This window comes from Bacillus cereus group sp. MG1 (genome assembly GCF_040460035.1).
In the GTDB taxonomy this organism is placed as follows: Bacteria; Bacillota; Bacilli; order Bacillales; family Bacillaceae_G; genus Bacillus_A; species Bacillus_A cereus.
In genome coordinates, this window is the sequence record NZ_JARVGY010000001.1 from 741529 (window position 1) to 757598 (window position 16070).

The window sequence follows — 16070 nt, forward strand, 5'->3', positions numbered from 1 at the left end:
CTCTACTCAGTTTCCCTTTCGCAAGCGATGCTCCGAGGTGATCTTCAATGATTCGATTGTTACTACCCTCACAGCCTTGGAGTAGCTCTCTGAAACGATCATAATCATCTACTTTCCTCTTCTTTGCATATACAACATATAAAGTTAGAAAATTCTTAATTAACTTTTATTTGTTACACGTATTATAGGACGTTGTTCTTTTCGTTGTCAACATGTTTTCTCAAAAAAATCAAAATTCATTCTATTTATTTTTTCTCAAATCAAAATTGGAATGCATTACTTACATACACTCATATATTACTTAAGTATGTTTGCATTACTACATAAAGAAAAACTTATAAAGTTTATGAGGAGATGAGGAAACTATGTTAAAAGGGAAAGTAGCGTTAGTTACAGGAGCAAGCCGAGGAATTGGACGAGCGATCGCTAAACGTTTAGCAAATGACGGTGCATTGGTTGCTGTTCATTACGGTAATCGAAAAGATGACGCTGAAGAAACTGTTCATGAAATTCGATCAGATGGTGGCCAAGCTTTTTCTATCGGCGCAAATTTAGAATCCTTACACGGTGTAGAAAACCTTTATAACGCTTTAGATACTGAATTACAAAAGCGCACTGGTGAAACACAATTTGATATTTTAATAAACAATGCTGGCATTGGTCCTGGTGCTTTTATTGAAGAAACGACTGAACAATTTTTTGATAGAATGTTTTCAGTAAATGCAAAAGCACCATTCTTTATCATTCAACAAGCACTGCCACGTTTACGTGACAATAGCCGAATTATTAATATTTCATCCGCTGCCACCCGCATTTCTTTACCTGATTTTGTTGCATATAGTATGACGAAAGGCGCTATTAATACAATGACTTTTACGCTAGCAAAACAGCTTGGAGCACGAGGAATAACGGTGAATGCAATACTTCCAGGATTTATTAAAACAGATATGAATGCAGAACTCTTGAGCGACCCGATGATGAAGCAGTACGCTACTACTATTTCCGCTTTCAATCGCTTAGGTGAAGTAGAAGACATTGCCGATACTGCTGCATTCCTTGCTTCTCCAGACAGCCGCTGGGTAACTGGACAATTAATTGATGTGAGCGGAGGATCTTGTTTATAAAAAACATATATTTTCAAATCTTTTTTATTGCGCAATAAAACAATTTATATAATACTATATAAAACATATACATTTAGGAGGATTACAGCAATGTCCGAAAAAACATACGAACTCGCAACCTTCGCAGGCGGTTGCTTTTGGTGCATGGTAAAACCATTTGATGAACTTCCTGGTATTCATAAAGTACTTTCTGGCTATGCAGGAGGTCATGTAGAAAACCCAACATATGAACAAGTAAAAGCTGGAATATCTGGACATTTAGAAGTTGTTCAAATTACATTCGATCCTTCTATTTTTCCTTATCAGAAATTACTAGACTTATATTGGCCACAAATCGATCCAACTGATGATGGCGGACAATTTTTTGACCGTGGTCCATCTTATCGTACCGCTATTTTTTATCATAACGAAACACAAAAAGGGCTTGCTGAAAAATCAAAACAAGCTCTTACAGAAAGCGGTATGTTTAAAGATCCAATCGTGACTGAAATTCGCCCTGCTGCACCTTTTTACGCAGCAGAGGAATACCACCAACATTTCTATAAAAAGAATCCAGAGAAATATGCTACTGAGCAAAAGGAATCTGGTCGTGAAGACTTTATTAAAGAAAATTGGCAAAAAAAATAATAAAAACGCATCGTGCTTTTTTAATACGATGCGTTTTTATTTTTGATAAAAGTACCATACAATGATGAGAACAACCGCTGTTAATGCCCAAAGCGCTACTTCATTTTTCACTCTACTCTTTTTCTTAGTCATTTCATCTCCTCCTAATAGCAATACAACGTATTCAAGATTTCCTCTGTTTCATTGTCCACCTTATATACATAAATACATCCTTACCAATCCTTATAACAAGACCACCAATAATTCCGATTGCAATTGAAATTACTAACATCTGTCCAAAGCTAAAAGAATTTGTGTACGTTATGTAGAGAACGATACATATAAGTAAAACATCCGGTAAAGAAAGCAAAAACTTTTTAAGCATTTCTTTATCTCCTCTATACTTTATTTATATCTTCTACTGTAATTTTGAAATATAGTTTGTTCAAAAATTCCATTTAGACCCTCATTTTATGAAAAATAATAAGAATCCCTTTTCAAAAGAGATTCTTATTCAGTAGATTTAAGTTTAATTATTTTCTACATATCCTATTCCATAATTACTCCTAAAATAGAATAATATTACTAATCATTTATTGTAAATTGACTATTTGCCAGGCAACCGAATGTCGCGCCAGCTACCTACATCGCATTGGCCAAATTCATTATTACCTACCGCGACTACCGTGCCGTCTGATTTTAGTCCGACTGTATGTGCACAACCAGCCGCTATCGCTACAATATCGCGCCAATCGCTTACGTTACATTGACCATACTCATTCCAGCCCACTGCCACCACGGTACCGTCTGATTTTAGTCCAATTGTATGATTCGTACCAACTGCTATTGCTACAATATTTATCCAGCCACTTACATCACACTGGTTATGTTTATCATTCCCCACTGCGACTGCTTCAATATCTCGCCAGCCACTTGCATTACATTCCCCTTCTTTATTCCGGCCCACTGCTACTACCGTGCCATCCGATTTAAGGCCAACAGTATGACAACGCCCCGCCGCTATCATATCTTTGGGCCATCGCTTCACTTTTTCTTTCGATAAAAGGTAATCCATGTTTTACCTCCTTGCATATAAGCAACTGTATCATAATAGATATTTTTATCAAATTTCATTATAAATCTACATTTACAAAGAAAGCTTATTTTACTTCTTCAAAAAATAAAAACCTCCAGTTTAAATACTAGAGGTTTTCTCGTTATTTCTTCAAGCGGTCAATAAAATCGTTCAATTTATCTAGCGATTTCATATTCTGATTGCAAGCTACACCATCTTTGCAAATGTAGTTTCCCTTTTTAACGAAAGTTCCTGGTACATCGCCTTTAATTTCAACTAAAAACATTCCTACTTCTTCATGCCCATGACATAATGAACAAATGCTTTTTTTATTTAAACTTTGGAACGTTCCTTGCAGACCAACAAATTTATTTTTATCATTTTTCGCTATAATAAATTTCCTGCTTGATCCCTTATCAATCCAGCTTAAATAAGATATTTCTTTCATATCCATTTCTTCCATATCAGGAAGTTTTAACTTTTTTGCCTTAGGAAATAACTTTTTTAATGTTTGTGCTGTAACTTCTTGAAACGGAATTACATACGGATTTATTTTCATTAAAAATGACTCTGCATCTTCTCTATTTTGAACTGTTAATACCGTATCAATTAACTCTTTCTGTTCATCCGTTAAATTCTCAAATACATGTATTATCTTTTCAATCGCAAGCGATTTTAACGCTTGAATTACACCTCTATCATTTGCCGTTGCATGCCCGTTTGCTAAAATATAAGCTTGTGATTTTATAAAATTATATTGATCACTTCTAATAAACGCTTCCATCTTTATCACTCCATACAAATTGTTGATCTAGTTTTATTGTATACAATGATTACGTTTTTTGATATGTAAAAGATAACTTAGAAACAAACATTACATATATCACTTATTCTCTACCGCTGCATTTCCTGACAAAAGAAGCCATCATCCGTTTTCCATTCCGCATATAATACGTCTTCAAATTTAGTAATTCCTTTTTGCTTTATTTGTTTATAAAGCCACCCTTCATCAAATCCCGCTTCCCTCAAATTATCCTTAACTACTTTTCCATCACTAATTAATGAAATTGGTAAGTATACAGGCTTATGTTTTAAACTTAAATCATTTACAGTAGGAGATTCGTATTTACTTTTTTTCAAAACGCTTATGTTTCCGTTAGGTTCCAATATCATATATTCAACTTCTCGGATTGAAAATATATCTTTTTGTTGCCTAAGTATTTGTTGTAATTGGTTTATATCCAAATGATTTACGCTTAATTGTTCACGATCAATCTTTCCATTACGAATAATAATTGAAGGATATCCTTCAAAAAACCTTCTTGTCCCTCTTACTTTTTGTGTTATCACTTCAATAGTATAAATTAAAATTACCCAAACAAATACTGAATATAAAATAGACCATACTTTAATTTTAGGATCATATATTGAATTTCCAACGAGCTCACCTAGGACGATTGCAGAAATAAAATCAAAGGGCGTTAGCTGAGATATTTGTGTTTTCCCTAATATTTTTGTAGCAATTAATAGAACAAAAAAACCAATTAAAAGCTCTATCGTTATTTGTCCAATATGATTCATATATGTTCACCTTTCTACTCTTCAAATGTTCTGTATAGCATTTAATAAAAAAACGGCACATTTTTTCTATTATCATGCCCGTTCACACTTCATATATCCAATACATATAAAACAAAAAGAGTCTGATTCAAAGTAATATATGAATCAGACTCTTTTCCTCTTATTTAGAATACACAATCTTTTTAATCGTTTCCCCAGAAAGAAAATATTCTTCTGCAAGTTGATGAATAGCAATCCCACTTTTAAACGCTTCTTTAATTGCTTTATTTCTTTCATCTAATTGTTTTCTTCCGCCAGATCGTGTACCCCATTTATAATGTTTCGTTTCTTGTTTCGGAATGTAAATTGTTTCACCTTGTATATACTTTTGAATTTCAGTAATTAAACTCTCCGGTAAAACAGCATTAGCTTTTACGTATTTCATTTCTGCTCGCCCCTTATTTTTTATGGTTCATTTCAATAAGGTGCAAAGCCAAATATAAAAAATGATACGAGCTCATATAGGCGATTGTATATTACTTGTCTACCTCACGCAAAGTATCGCCATTTCCATACTTGGCTTTGCATGAGACGTTGCAGTGTCTGGCAATTGAATTATAATCGCCATATAAACACCTCCTAATATACCTTTTGCATTTTATTATATGATAAATTCCTTCTCCTTGCATCCACACCCTTCTTAAAGCACGAAATTTTATCTAAGAAGGGCTATCAGTTCGTAACAGTAAATGAATTGCAAAAAAGAGCAAAATAAAAAGGTAGCGTATCTTTGTATGATACGCTACCTTTCTTTTTATATAATGCCAAGTACATTTAAGAATACGATAATAATCGCAATTGGTGCGATATAACGAAGTAAGAATAACCATAATACGAATAGTTTATAACCTTTATTTTTACTTACACCTAGCTCTTTCATTAATACATCTTTCTTCATTTTTAAAGGAACAAAGATAGAAACTAATAATACACCAAGTGGCATTAATACGTTACTTACTGCATAGTCCGCTAAATCAAAGACTGTCTTCCCGAAAATCTTCAGATCACTTAATATACCGAATGATAATGCTGATGGTACCCCAACAACGAAGATTAATAACCCTACGATTAAGGCCATTTTTTCACGTTTCCCTTTACCTTTTGATGTTAACGATGCGACACTAATTTCTAACATCGAAATTGCTGATGTAATCGTAGCGAAGAAGAATAATAATAAGAAAACGATGAAGAATAATTTTCCGAATGCCATTTTACTGAAAATAGCTGGCAATACGATAAATAATAGTCCCGGTCCTTGAGATGGTTCCATTCCAAATGCGAACACAACTGGGAAAATTGCAAGTCCTGCAAGTAATGTAATAACAAGAGTTAAGGCTACGATAGAAAATGCTGAACGTGGTAAGCTTTCTTCTTTCGGTAAGTATGAGCTATACGTTACCATAACGGCTACCCCAACAGATAATGAGAAGAACGATTGCCCCATTGCGTATAAAATAACTTCTGATGTTACATGTGAGAAATCAGGTTGTAAGAAGAAACGAACTCCTTCTCCAGCACCATCTAACGTAAGTGCACGAACGATTAATACAAAGAATAAAACGAATAGTGCTGGCATGAAATATTTATTTACTTTTTCAACACCATTTTGTACACCTTTACTTACGATAAAAATAGTAATAAGGATGAATAATAGCTGTGATCCAACTGCTAAATATGGATTGGAAATGATTTCACCAAACGTAGCTTCGTATGCTCCATTTCCTTCCCATAGTCTACCTGTAATCGCATTCCATAAATATAATAAAATCCAGCCTCCTACAACACTGTAGAAAGAAAGTAATATGAAACATGTTACAATTCCTAATTTACCTAACCAAGGCCATAACGTTTTAGGAGCAATCTCTCTATATGCATCAACAGCCTCTTTTTGTGTACTTCTTCCAATAACAAATTCAGCTAATAATAGCGGTAAACCAATTAATAATGTGAAACCGATGAAAATTAGGAAGAACGCTCCGCCTCCTCCAATGCCGGCCATATATGGGAATTTCCAAATCGCCCCAAGACCAATTGCCGAACCTGCTGCAGCTAATACGAAACCTAATTTCGATGTCCATTGCTGTGAATTCATTTGTTAATCTCCTCTCTATCTCTTTTTCTTTGTTACAATTCGGTATTTATATTGTTCTATCAATACTTTTTTCTAATACGTTCACTTCCTCCCTAATAATAAAAAAACGCCCCTACGTAAATACGTAGGGACGACAAAAATATCGCGGTACCACCCTAGTTGTGAAGAACACTAAGAAACCACCTAAATAAAAACGCCCCTACGCAAAAACGTAGGGACGATAAAATATCGCGGTACCACCCTAGTTATGAAGCCACACCAAAGTTAGGACCTAAATAAAAAACGTCCCTACGTAAATACGTAGGGACGATAAATATCGCGGTACCACCCTAGTTGTGAAAAAATCTTCACCACTTTATTTGATAACGGTATAAACTACCGTCTTTCATTTCCTCAAAATATGAGATTTATGAAAGATGCTCCAGGACGAACTTCATGAATAATCTATATACTGATTCACACCAACCATCAGCTCTCTGAAATAGGGAGATATTCACTACTATACCCTTTCATTGCCCAAATATTATTTTCCGAATTGATTACTATCATTTTTATCACACATTAAAAATAGTGTCAACTTATATTTCGAATTTTTATGTATTACAATCTATTTAAAAATTCGAAATATAAGTTTTAGTTTAGAAAACAAGTAGCTTAGTACATAACGAATTCTAACAGGCAATAGAAAAAGAATTACGTATTATTGATACTTATTCAATAATACAAATCATCTAGAAACATAACCTGTCTCTCTGTATTCATTTTTTAAGAGTTTGATGGATACCAAGAAAATTTCGCATCACTATCCAGTGGTCTATTTTTCGTTTCTTCTTTAATTACACGAAACCATTCATTTAGAATTTGAGTTTTGGGCAATTGAGCAGCAAGGCTATCTTCCCAAATTACATGTGAGAACCAGGCTTTCGTTTCCCATTCAAACTGCAATTGTGCGAACGAAATTATAGGGTGATCAGCTCCACGAAATTGCTCATTTACTGCATTTGAAACTTCTGGAGCTTGCGGTAACAACTCGTTCTGAATTCTATTTCTTATCGTCTCATTTTCTAGCTGATCCCAGAAATACAATTGCCCATTTATTTGATAAAAAATATCAAATGAAGCCTCACCTTTCTTCAAATTCAATAACACGAAGGCACGTTCCACATCATTGTCAGCCGCTTTTACAGCATTAACAATTATATTTTGTGCCATTGATACCCAGTAACTAGTCGCTTCCTCTACCGGTGATTCAACATACAATTCTTCACTTAATTCATGAAGAGTAGCTTCTTGCTCATTTACTTTTTCAACTTTTTTAAAAAACCTATTAAAAAAACCCATAACTTCCCCCTTATTACTATTTTCTATTTCACAAAATAAAAAATAGATTTTTCTTGCTCATCCACATTTACTCCTGGCGCGTATGTATGAACTTGTTGCAACACTTCTTCTATTAGCAACTCTAACTCCTGCACACTTTTTTCTGGATTCCCTATTAATGTGTCCGCCATACGTTCATATAATTTTTCAGGTTTAATAGTCATTCGTTCCACATTATTAGGCATCCATTTAAACGCTGGATGATGTACGTACATTTTATTCAAACCAAATAAAACACCGAATACGTTCCTTTGTACTTCGCAAATAACGTCATAAAGCATAAGCCAATCTTTCCGTTTTAAAAGCGCCTTTCGATTGTGCCAACGATTACTTAACCATAGATTTTCTGAAATCATCAGTTTTGCTAGTTCATCTGGATATGCCGCTACTTTTTCTTTTAATTCATTCGCTTTCCCTTCTCCATACAAACTAACACCATCATGAATGGATGATACAATACATTGTTTTTCATAATTTATATCATATTGATCCACCACATCCGAAATTACTTTCTCTACTGTCTCTGTTAAAAAGTTACTAATCTCTAATTTAATTCCCTCTTTCGTTAAATACGTTTCCGACCATTCTTCTTCCTCATACGGATGATACGATAATATTTTCCCATCAATATGATAAATAGGGGCCCTACGATCCTCATCTTCCGGCGGTGTTGACCATAAAATATGTAATTCTATATCTGAATGTTCATCTTCAAGCTTTCTAGCTACTGAACCCGCTAAAATAATAGCTTCTACTTTCGGATTTTGCCTATAAATCTCTGACATCTCTATCGCTCTCTCTTTTAATCCCATTTCATTTCCCCCTAAAATTGCAGTAATCCCCTATATTTCATTTATCTATTTCGATATTACAGCTTGCATTACCTTTTCAAATTCCTACTTAATCATATTTCTATCCAATAGCGCTGAATAACTTCACCAGTACGAGAAGAAACTACTTCATTTTCTAACACACCTCCAACCTTTTGAATCGTTTTAGCAGAACCGATATTGGATTTATCGCAAGTTATTAATACTTTCTGCAATCCTAATTTTTGCGCTTCAGCTAATGCAAGTTGTAGTTGTTTCGTAGCGTAACCGTGGCGACGTTTATTCGGATGGACACTATATCCAATATGACCGCTTTCCCGTAATAATTCTGGATTTAATCTATGTCTAATATTCAAAAAACCTATAAGTTCCCCTTTTTCAAAACTTAAAAACTGACTAGATGGCACTCGATTAGCTAGTAAATTTTCTCCTAGTTCTTGTTTACTCACTTTTTCAAACCATTCATCAAGAGAATCAAAGTTTTGTAAAGAACTACTTCCATGTGGTTGTTCCCCTGAGTGTAAAAACGCTTGTCTATACGCCGTAATACGCTCACTATATTCATGGATTGGTTTTAATAGTTTCATTGTTCTTCTCCCCCTCTTCATTCCATAAAACAAACACCTTAATAGCAGCTATTCACTATTAAGGTGTTTCTATCCTTTTTATTCAAATAACCCCATGCTCAAATAACGTTCACCTGTATCAGGCGCAATACATAAAACTTTTTTACCAACGCCTAGACGTTTCGCTATCATGATTGCAGCGTAAACAGATGCTCCAGAAGATGGCCCAACTAATAATCCTTCTTGTCTAGCTAAGTTTCTCATTGTCGTTAAAGCCTCTTCGTCTGCAATTTGAATAATTTCGTTATACACTTCTGTATTTAAGTTTTTCGGAATAAATCCTGGGCTTGTTCCTACTAGTTTATGAGGACCTGGTACACCACCGGATAAAACGGGAGATCCTTTCGGTTCCACTACTGCAATATATAAGTTTGGCAATTTCTCTTTTAACGTTTCACCAGTCCCTGTAATCGTTCCGCCTGTTCCTGCCGTTGCAACAAAAGCATCAAGCTCTCCCTCCATTTGTTCGTAAATTTCAAGTGCAGTCGTATAACGGTGAATATTCGGATTAGCTGGATTTTCAAATTGTTGCGGGATAAAACTATTCGGTATTTGTTTTTGCAGTTCTAACGCCTTCGCAATTGCTCCTGGCATTCTTTGTTCTGCTGGTGTTAAAACTACTTCTGCCCCGTATGCTTTCAATAAATTAATACGCTCTTTTGACATATTGTCTGGCATAATTAAAATCGCTTTATACCCTTTAGCTGCTGCGTTCATCGCTAAACCAATTCCTGTATTCCCGCTTGTCGGTTCAATAATTGTATCCCCTGGTTTAATGAGACCATTTTCTTCTGCAACGTGAAGTAAATTATAAGCAGCACGGTCTTTCACACTACGTGATGGATTAAACATTTCTAGTTTCACATACACGTCCGCTGCGTCTTCCGGAATAAATTTAGATAATCGGACGACAGGTGTATCTCCTATTAATTCTGTTACGTTTTCACATAATTTCATAGTGCATCCCCTATTCTATCGTTTTCTTATCACTTGGTAATAACCATGAAGTAAGTCCAATTAACGGTAAACAACTACATAATATCATAATGAACTGAAGGCTATATATATCAGCTAACTTTCCTAGTACTACAGCACCTAGAGCACCAAGGCCGAACGCAAGACCTACAATTAGACCTGATACCATCCCTACTTTTCCCGGAACAAGCTCTTGCGCGTATACAACAATTACACTAAAACTACTTGAACTAATAAAACCGATACATAAAAATAAAGGTACGACCCACACAAGTGAGACATGTGGTAATAACAGCGCAAGTGGCGCTGAACCTAACATTGAAAATACGATGATGTTTTTCTTACCAAATCGATCTGCTAACGGTCCCCCGAAGAAAGTGCCTAACACACCAGCAATCATAAATGCGAATACGAAATACTGGGCATTTTTTATAGATAAACCATAATGCTCAATTAAGTAAAATTGATAGAAATTCCCGATACCGGCACCGTACCAAGAGCGCACAAAAGTAAGAAAAACAAGAAGTATAATAACAAATTTAATGTGTGTACTTACAATTGCATTTTCCGCCTCAAGCGCAGCTCTCTTCTTCCTTCTTACAGCGCCGGTTGCTAATTCATTTTTGTACCAATTCGATACGAAAATTAATAATGCAATTCCTACTGCTGCAAATGCTGTAAAACCTAATGAACCAATTTGACCGAGTGGAACGAAAATTAGCGCTGTAAAAATAGGAGCTAAAGAATTCCCCGTGTTTCCCCCAACTTGATAAATCGCTTGCGCTAACCCTCGTTTTGCACCTGCCGCCATATACGCAACACGAGCGCCTTCTGGATGAAAGACTGCGGAACCTAAGCCAATAAATAAAACAGAAATAATAACAATAATAAAGTTTGGTGCAAACGCGAGTCCAATCATTCCAAGCATACTTGAAAACATACCGAGTGGTAATAAAAATGGTGACGGCTTCTTATCTGAATACATACCAAACACCGGTTGCATAATCGATGACGTCATATTTAACGCAAACGCAATCCACCCTACTTGCATATAGGATAAATTCATCGTTTTTTCCAAAATAGGAAACAACGCCGGCACAACTGCTTGCATCGAATCATTTAAAAAATGTCCGAAACTAATCGCAAATAATATTCGATATATTGTCGGTGTTTCTACTGTGTTTTTTTGTGAAACTGCCTGCATATGTGAATCGCTCCTTTCTGTACAAAATATATATTTATTACAGTAGGTGTAATAAATTCTGACTTTTGAAACATTTCTATTCTATACTGCTTTCATTTCTTTTTCCAGAAATATAACTTAACTCCCATCATTGACTTGCATCCTTGTAACTTTCAGCAGTAAAACATTATAGAAAAAGGCAACCCAATCACAAACTGGGTTGCCTCTTACATTAAATTGCAAAACGCTTATACTTCTCATAATCGCTCGTCTTACATTCCACTTCTAGTTTCGTACCTTCATTTTCATAACTCGTTGATAAAACGTGCGCATGATTATTGAAATACGAAACTACCTGTCCGTGATCATACGGAATTAACATTTCACATTTCGTATATTCTTTATAAATATGGGAACGAATCATTTCTACAAGCTCTTCAATTCCAACATGTTTCTTCGCAGATAAATACACGCGGTCTTCTTGTACTTTCGGAATTTCAACATCCACCATATCTGATTTGTTATAAGCATAGATCGTTGGAATATTTTCTACTCCAATTTTCTTTAACGTTTCATTTGTAATATCAATTAATTGTTCATAATTTGGATTTGCGTAATCTACGACGTGAATAAGTAAATCTGCTTCCGCTACTTCTTCTAACGTTGAACGGAACGCCTTCACAAGATGATGTGGTAATTTACTTACAAATCCAACTGTATCTGTTAATAAAAATGATTTATTATCTGGCAAATCAATATTTCGTACAGATGTTTCTAACGTCGCAAATAACATATCTTTTTCAAATACTTGTTTTTCTTCTGTACCATTATAAATTTCAAGCATTGCATTCATCGTCGTTGACTTTCCTGCATTCGTATAACCTACTAATGCTACAACAGGTATTTCATTTTTCTTACGTTGCTTTCGCTGCGTTTGACGCTGGGCAACGAGCGCTTCTAAATCTTTATTCAAAACTGAAATTTGTTCTTCAATTTTACGACGGTCTAACTCTAGCTTCTTCTCACCGACACCTTTATTTTTCGTACCAACGCCGCCGCTCTGTCTCCCTAACGATTCACGAAGACCAATTAAACGAGGCATCATGTACTGAAGGTGTGCTACTTCTACTTGCAGCTGTGCTTCTTTCGTTTTCGCACGTTGCGCAAAAATATCTAAAATTAAAATGGTACGATCAATCACCTTACAATCTAAATCCTCTTCTAAATTTCGAATTTGTGAAGGAGATAATTCATCATTAAAGATGACCATATTCGCATCTATTTCTTGTACATACGCTGCTACTTCTTCAATCTTTCCTTTTCCGATATAATGCGATGGATTTACTCGTTGTAAATTTTGCGTTACTTGCCCAATTACCTCTACATCACAAGCTTCCGCAAGATTTGTTAACTCTTCCATCGAATATGCAAAATCATCTTCATTACCTACATTTACTCCAACTAAAACTGCTCTTTGTAATACTTCTTCCATATATTTATTCCTCCATTTCGATTACGTAAAATAAAAAACACAGGTCGCTGCCTGTGTTTTCGTAAACGGATAAGGGTTCACCAAAGAAATAGAAGAAAGCTATGCTTTCATCCTATTTTATAGTCAAAAAGTCCCAAGATCGTATACGTATACACAATAAGCGTTCACCTATACAATCCCATTCTATTTATAAAGGCAAAACAAAAAGAGGGCGTATTCGTCCCTCCCTCTTTTTCACATATAAGCTTAATAAAGGGTTCCTTTAAAATAGGCAGACCAATCCCGTTCACTCTGTACACAGACAGAGCCTTTGAGCGCTATTCAATTATTGGCACAAAGTATTGAGACGTAATCTGATTAAGATCAAAGGAAGCCCCTCCGTTCATTTTAAGTTACATAAAGTGTAGCATAAGTAATTCGCTTTCACAAGGTTTAACAACCTATATCACACTAAAGAAAATCGTTATTTTTTTACTTTAATCGTCATTTTTTGCGAGTTTTTCTCACAATAAAAATAACAAAAGCAATTATCAATTTTAGAAACTTCTCGTATATTATTTTTACAGCACTCGCCAAATTCCTTCATAGTAAGTTAAGTATTATCGTTTTAATACAACAAAAATCTATATTGACATTTTTATAACCTAATATTAGTATCAGGTTATAAAAATAAAAATTAGGAGATGTTCCTATGCATTCTAAATCTCGTATTACTGCAATTGGTACTTATGTTCCAGATCAAATATTGTCTAATAACGATTTAGAAAAGATGGTCCATACGAATGATGAATGGATTGTACAAAGAACAGGAATGAAGGAAAGAAGAATCGCTAGCGAAGAAGAATATTCCTCAAACTTAGCCATTAAAGCAATTAAAAATTTATGTACAACATATAAGAAAAACTTAGAAGATGTCGACTGTATCATTGTCGCTACTACTACTGCTGATTACGTTTTCCCTAGTGTTGCTTGCCAAATACAACAATACTTCAACATACCTCATACACTAGCTTTTGATTTAAATGCAACTTGTGCTGGTTTTACATATGGACTACACGTCGGTAATAGCTTAATCACTTCTGGATCACATGAAAAAATACTTGTCGTAGCGACAGAGACATTATCTAAAGTTACTGATTATACCGATAGAACGACCTGTATTTTATTCGGTGATGGTGCTGGAGCTATTTTATTAGAAAGAGATGAAGACATCCCAAGCTTTATCGCTGCTCACATGGGAACAAACGGTGATGGCGGCATTCATCTATATAGCACAAACTTATCTACTACTATGAATGGCACACCACTGCAAACAAATGAAAAAATCGTTCAAAATGGAAGAGAAGTATATAAATGGGCAACACGAACAGTGCCAAAAGGCATAAAAAATTTATTACATAACGCAAATATGCAAGGGGATGATATAGACTGGTTCATACCCCACAGCGCTAACTTACGAATGATTGAATCTATTTGCGAAAAATCTCAAATTCCAATACAAAAAACATTAACGAGCGTGGAATATATGGGGAATACCTCTTCAGTCACCATTCCACTCGCTCTAGATTTAGCTATAAAAGAAGGAAAGTTAAATAATGGAGACACACTTTTACTATACGGATTCGGTGGTGGTCTTACACATTTAGGGCTTATTGTAGAGTGGAATTTAATTTAAGTGTATAAAAAGAGGCTCTAGTCAGTAACTAGAACCTCTTTTTCATTTAATTTCTTGCCCCTTTTCGAGACCATATCACAACAGGAATAAGTAATAACGCTAACACGCCTCCAGCCAATGACAATGCCGCATAACTTGAATTCGCTACTACCATACCTGACATCGCTCCACCAGAAGCTCCAGCTAGCGCAATAAAAACATCTATTTTCCCTTGTGTTTTAGCACGTGTAGACGGTGTTGTGGAATCAACGATTTGTGCTGTACCACTAATCAATCCGAGGTTCCATCCTAGCCCAAGTAAAGACAGAGCAACGATTAATAGTAATAAAGAATCACTTGGCGCTATCGCAGCTATGACACCCGCTGCAAGTAAAATCACTCCACCAGCTATGCTCATTGTAGTTCGGCCAATTTTATCAATTAACATTCCTGTAACGAGAGATGGAAGGTACATTGCACCTACATGAAAACCTATCACAAGTCCTACTGCACTTAAACCGTGACCGTGGTGTCCCATATGAACTGGCGTCATCGTCATAATCCCAACCATCACGATTTGCGTAAGTATCATTACGATTGCTCCAACTGTAATACCTCGTTTATTTTCTTTCGCTTCGTCTGTTATTGGTTGTCCTTTATATGTATGTTCCTGTTTATATCTTTCTATTATGTTAGCAATAATTAACGGATCTGGACGAAGCATAACAAAAAGAACTAGACCCGCCAGTATAAATGCTGCTGCCGATAGTATGAACGGACCTGCAAGTTTAGGAACTCCAATTGAATGCGCAAAACTACCCATTACTCCTACTAAATTTGGTCCTGCAACTGCACCGAAAGTCGTCATTACCATCGTAATACTAACAGCCGTTGCTCTCTGCTTCTTATCTGCTAAATCTGTACCTGCATAACGAGCTTGTAGATTCGTGGCTGTACCGGCACCATATATGAGTAAAGAAATAAGTAAAAGAATAATGCTATTCGTTAAAGCTGCCATTACAACACCAATTGCTCCAAATCCACCTACTATAAACCCTGTTGCAAGACCTATCCGGCGTCCATATCGTTGCGAAAGCTTCCCTACTATGAAAGCTGCTAATGCTGATCCCAATGTAAACATAGCAGTTGGTAATCCAGCAAATGCATCTGTTCCAAGCATTTGCTGCGCAAGAAGTGCTCCCACTGTAATACCAGCAGCTAGTCCTGCACCGCCAAACATTTGTGAAATGCTGACGATTATTAACGTTCGTTTGTATAGTTTTTGTTGCTCTTCTTCTGTGTACACATGATTATCTATTAAAGCCCCTGCCTTATCTAGCAATTCCCCATCCTCCTTTTAAAATTAATCCCTCTTGTTAATGTACTATGTATAACGTTACATATTCAATGGCA

At 35.5% G+C, this 16070-nt stretch carries 15 protein-coding genes, 1 pseudogene and 1 other annotated feature; of the genes and pseudogenes, 3 read left to right on the forward strand and 13 right to left on the reverse strand.

The annotated features are described in order from the left end of the window. Positions 1-365 precede the first annotated feature (365 nt). Both QCI79_RS03595 and msrA read left to right on the forward strand, forming a co-directional pair. The gene (locus QCI79_RS03595; RefSeq protein ID WP_000911808.1) at positions 366-1124 is read left to right on the forward strand and encodes an SDR family oxidoreductase; all 759 of its coding nucleotides are present in this window, start codon (positions 366-368) and stop codon (positions 1122-1124) included. A 90-nt stretch (positions 1125-1214) separates the two neighbouring features. Then, complete coding sequence (gene msrA / locus QCI79_RS03600) at positions 1215-1751, forward strand: peptide-methionine (S)-S-oxide reductase MsrA (protein WP_001291863.1); 537 nt, start codon at positions 1215-1217, stop codon at positions 1749-1751. A gap of 163 nt (positions 1752-1914) precedes the next feature. Here msrA and QCI79_RS03605 read toward each other — a convergent pair whose 3' ends face one another. The 12 genes and pseudogenes from QCI79_RS03605 to hflX all read right to left on the reverse strand — a co-directional run bounded on the left by QCI79_RS03605 (position 1915) and on the right by hflX (position 13003). Further along, a complete protein-coding gene (locus QCI79_RS03605; protein WP_000913386.1) occupies positions 1915-2115 on the reverse strand; it encodes a hypothetical protein in 201 nt (66 codons plus the stop codon). Between the two features lie 222 nt (positions 2116-2337). Beyond that, positions 2338-2751: pseudogene (locus QCI79_RS03610) on the reverse strand (RCC1 domain-containing protein); the annotation flags it as partial. A gap of 196 nt (positions 2752-2947) precedes the next feature. Then, positions 2948-3589 carry a FusB/FusC family EF-G-binding protein gene (locus QCI79_RS03615; RefSeq protein ID WP_000387073.1) on the reverse strand — a complete coding sequence of 214 codons (642 nt, stop codon included), beginning with the start codon at positions 3587-3589 and terminating at the stop codon, positions 2948-2950. Between the two features lie 110 nt (positions 3590-3699). Next, on the reverse strand, positions 3700-4386 hold the full coding sequence (locus QCI79_RS03620) for a DUF421 domain-containing protein (protein WP_021728692.1): 687 nt from the start codon (positions 4384-4386) through the stop codon (positions 3700-3702). Positions 4387-4546: 160 nt separating this feature from the next. Beyond that, positions 4547-4810 (reverse strand): CD3324 family protein, encoded by a 264-nt coding sequence (locus QCI79_RS03625; protein WP_000878325.1) that lies wholly within the window; start codon positions 4808-4810, stop codon positions 4547-4549. A 369-nt stretch (positions 4811-5179) separates the two neighbouring features. After that, positions 5180-6517, reverse strand: coding sequence for a sodium-dependent transporter (locus QCI79_RS03630; RefSeq protein ID WP_001088187.1), 1338 nt, complete (start codon positions 6515-6517; stop codon positions 5180-5182). A 299-nt stretch (positions 6518-6816) separates the two neighbouring features. Then, positions 6817-7039 (reverse strand) — a binding site (T-box leader). Between the two features lie 243 nt (positions 7040-7282). Next, the gene (locus tag QCI79_RS03635; RefSeq protein ID WP_000505546.1) at positions 7283-7858 is read right to left on the reverse strand and encodes a hypothetical protein; all 576 of its coding nucleotides are present in this window, start codon (positions 7856-7858) and stop codon (positions 7283-7285) included. Between the two features lie 23 nt (positions 7859-7881). After that, the gene (locus QCI79_RS03640) at positions 7882-8709 is read right to left on the reverse strand and encodes a DUF4037 domain-containing protein (RefSeq protein ID WP_000523212.1); all 828 of its coding nucleotides are present in this window, start codon (positions 8707-8709) and stop codon (positions 7882-7884) included. A 92-nt stretch (positions 8710-8801) separates the two neighbouring features. Further along, a complete protein-coding gene (locus tag QCI79_RS03645; RefSeq protein ID WP_000771278.1) occupies positions 8802-9314 on the reverse strand; it encodes a GNAT family N-acetyltransferase in 513 nt (170 codons plus the stop codon). Positions 9315-9392: 78 nt separating this feature from the next. After that, complete coding sequence (gene cysK, locus QCI79_RS03650; protein ID WP_000762279.1) at positions 9393-10310, reverse strand: cysteine synthase A; 918 nt, start codon at positions 10308-10310, stop codon at positions 9393-9395. Between the two features lie 10 nt (positions 10311-10320). Beyond that, positions 10321-11532: an MFS transporter gene (locus QCI79_RS03655; RefSeq protein ID WP_001149411.1), complete on the reverse strand. Its 1212-nt coding sequence runs from the start codon at positions 11530-11532 to the stop codon at positions 10321-10323. A 211-nt stretch (positions 11533-11743) separates the two neighbouring features. After that, entirely contained in the window at positions 11744-13003 is a 1260-nt protein-coding gene (gene hflX / locus QCI79_RS03660) for a GTPase HflX (RefSeq protein WP_000393280.1), read from the reverse strand. Positions 13004-13694: 691 nt separating this feature from the next. Here hflX and QCI79_RS03665 point away from each other — a divergent pair. Further along, the gene (locus QCI79_RS03665) at positions 13695-14678 is read left to right on the forward strand and encodes a ketoacyl-ACP synthase III (protein WP_000555754.1); all 984 of its coding nucleotides are present in this window, start codon (positions 13695-13697) and stop codon (positions 14676-14678) included. 46 nt (positions 14679-14724) lie between these two features. Here the strand turns inward: QCI79_RS03665 and QCI79_RS03670 are convergent, their stop codons facing one another. Next, complete coding sequence (locus QCI79_RS03670) at positions 14725-15999, reverse strand: MFS transporter (RefSeq protein ID WP_000884511.1); 1275 nt, start codon at positions 15997-15999, stop codon at positions 14725-14727. Positions 16000-16070 lie beyond the last annotated feature (71 nt).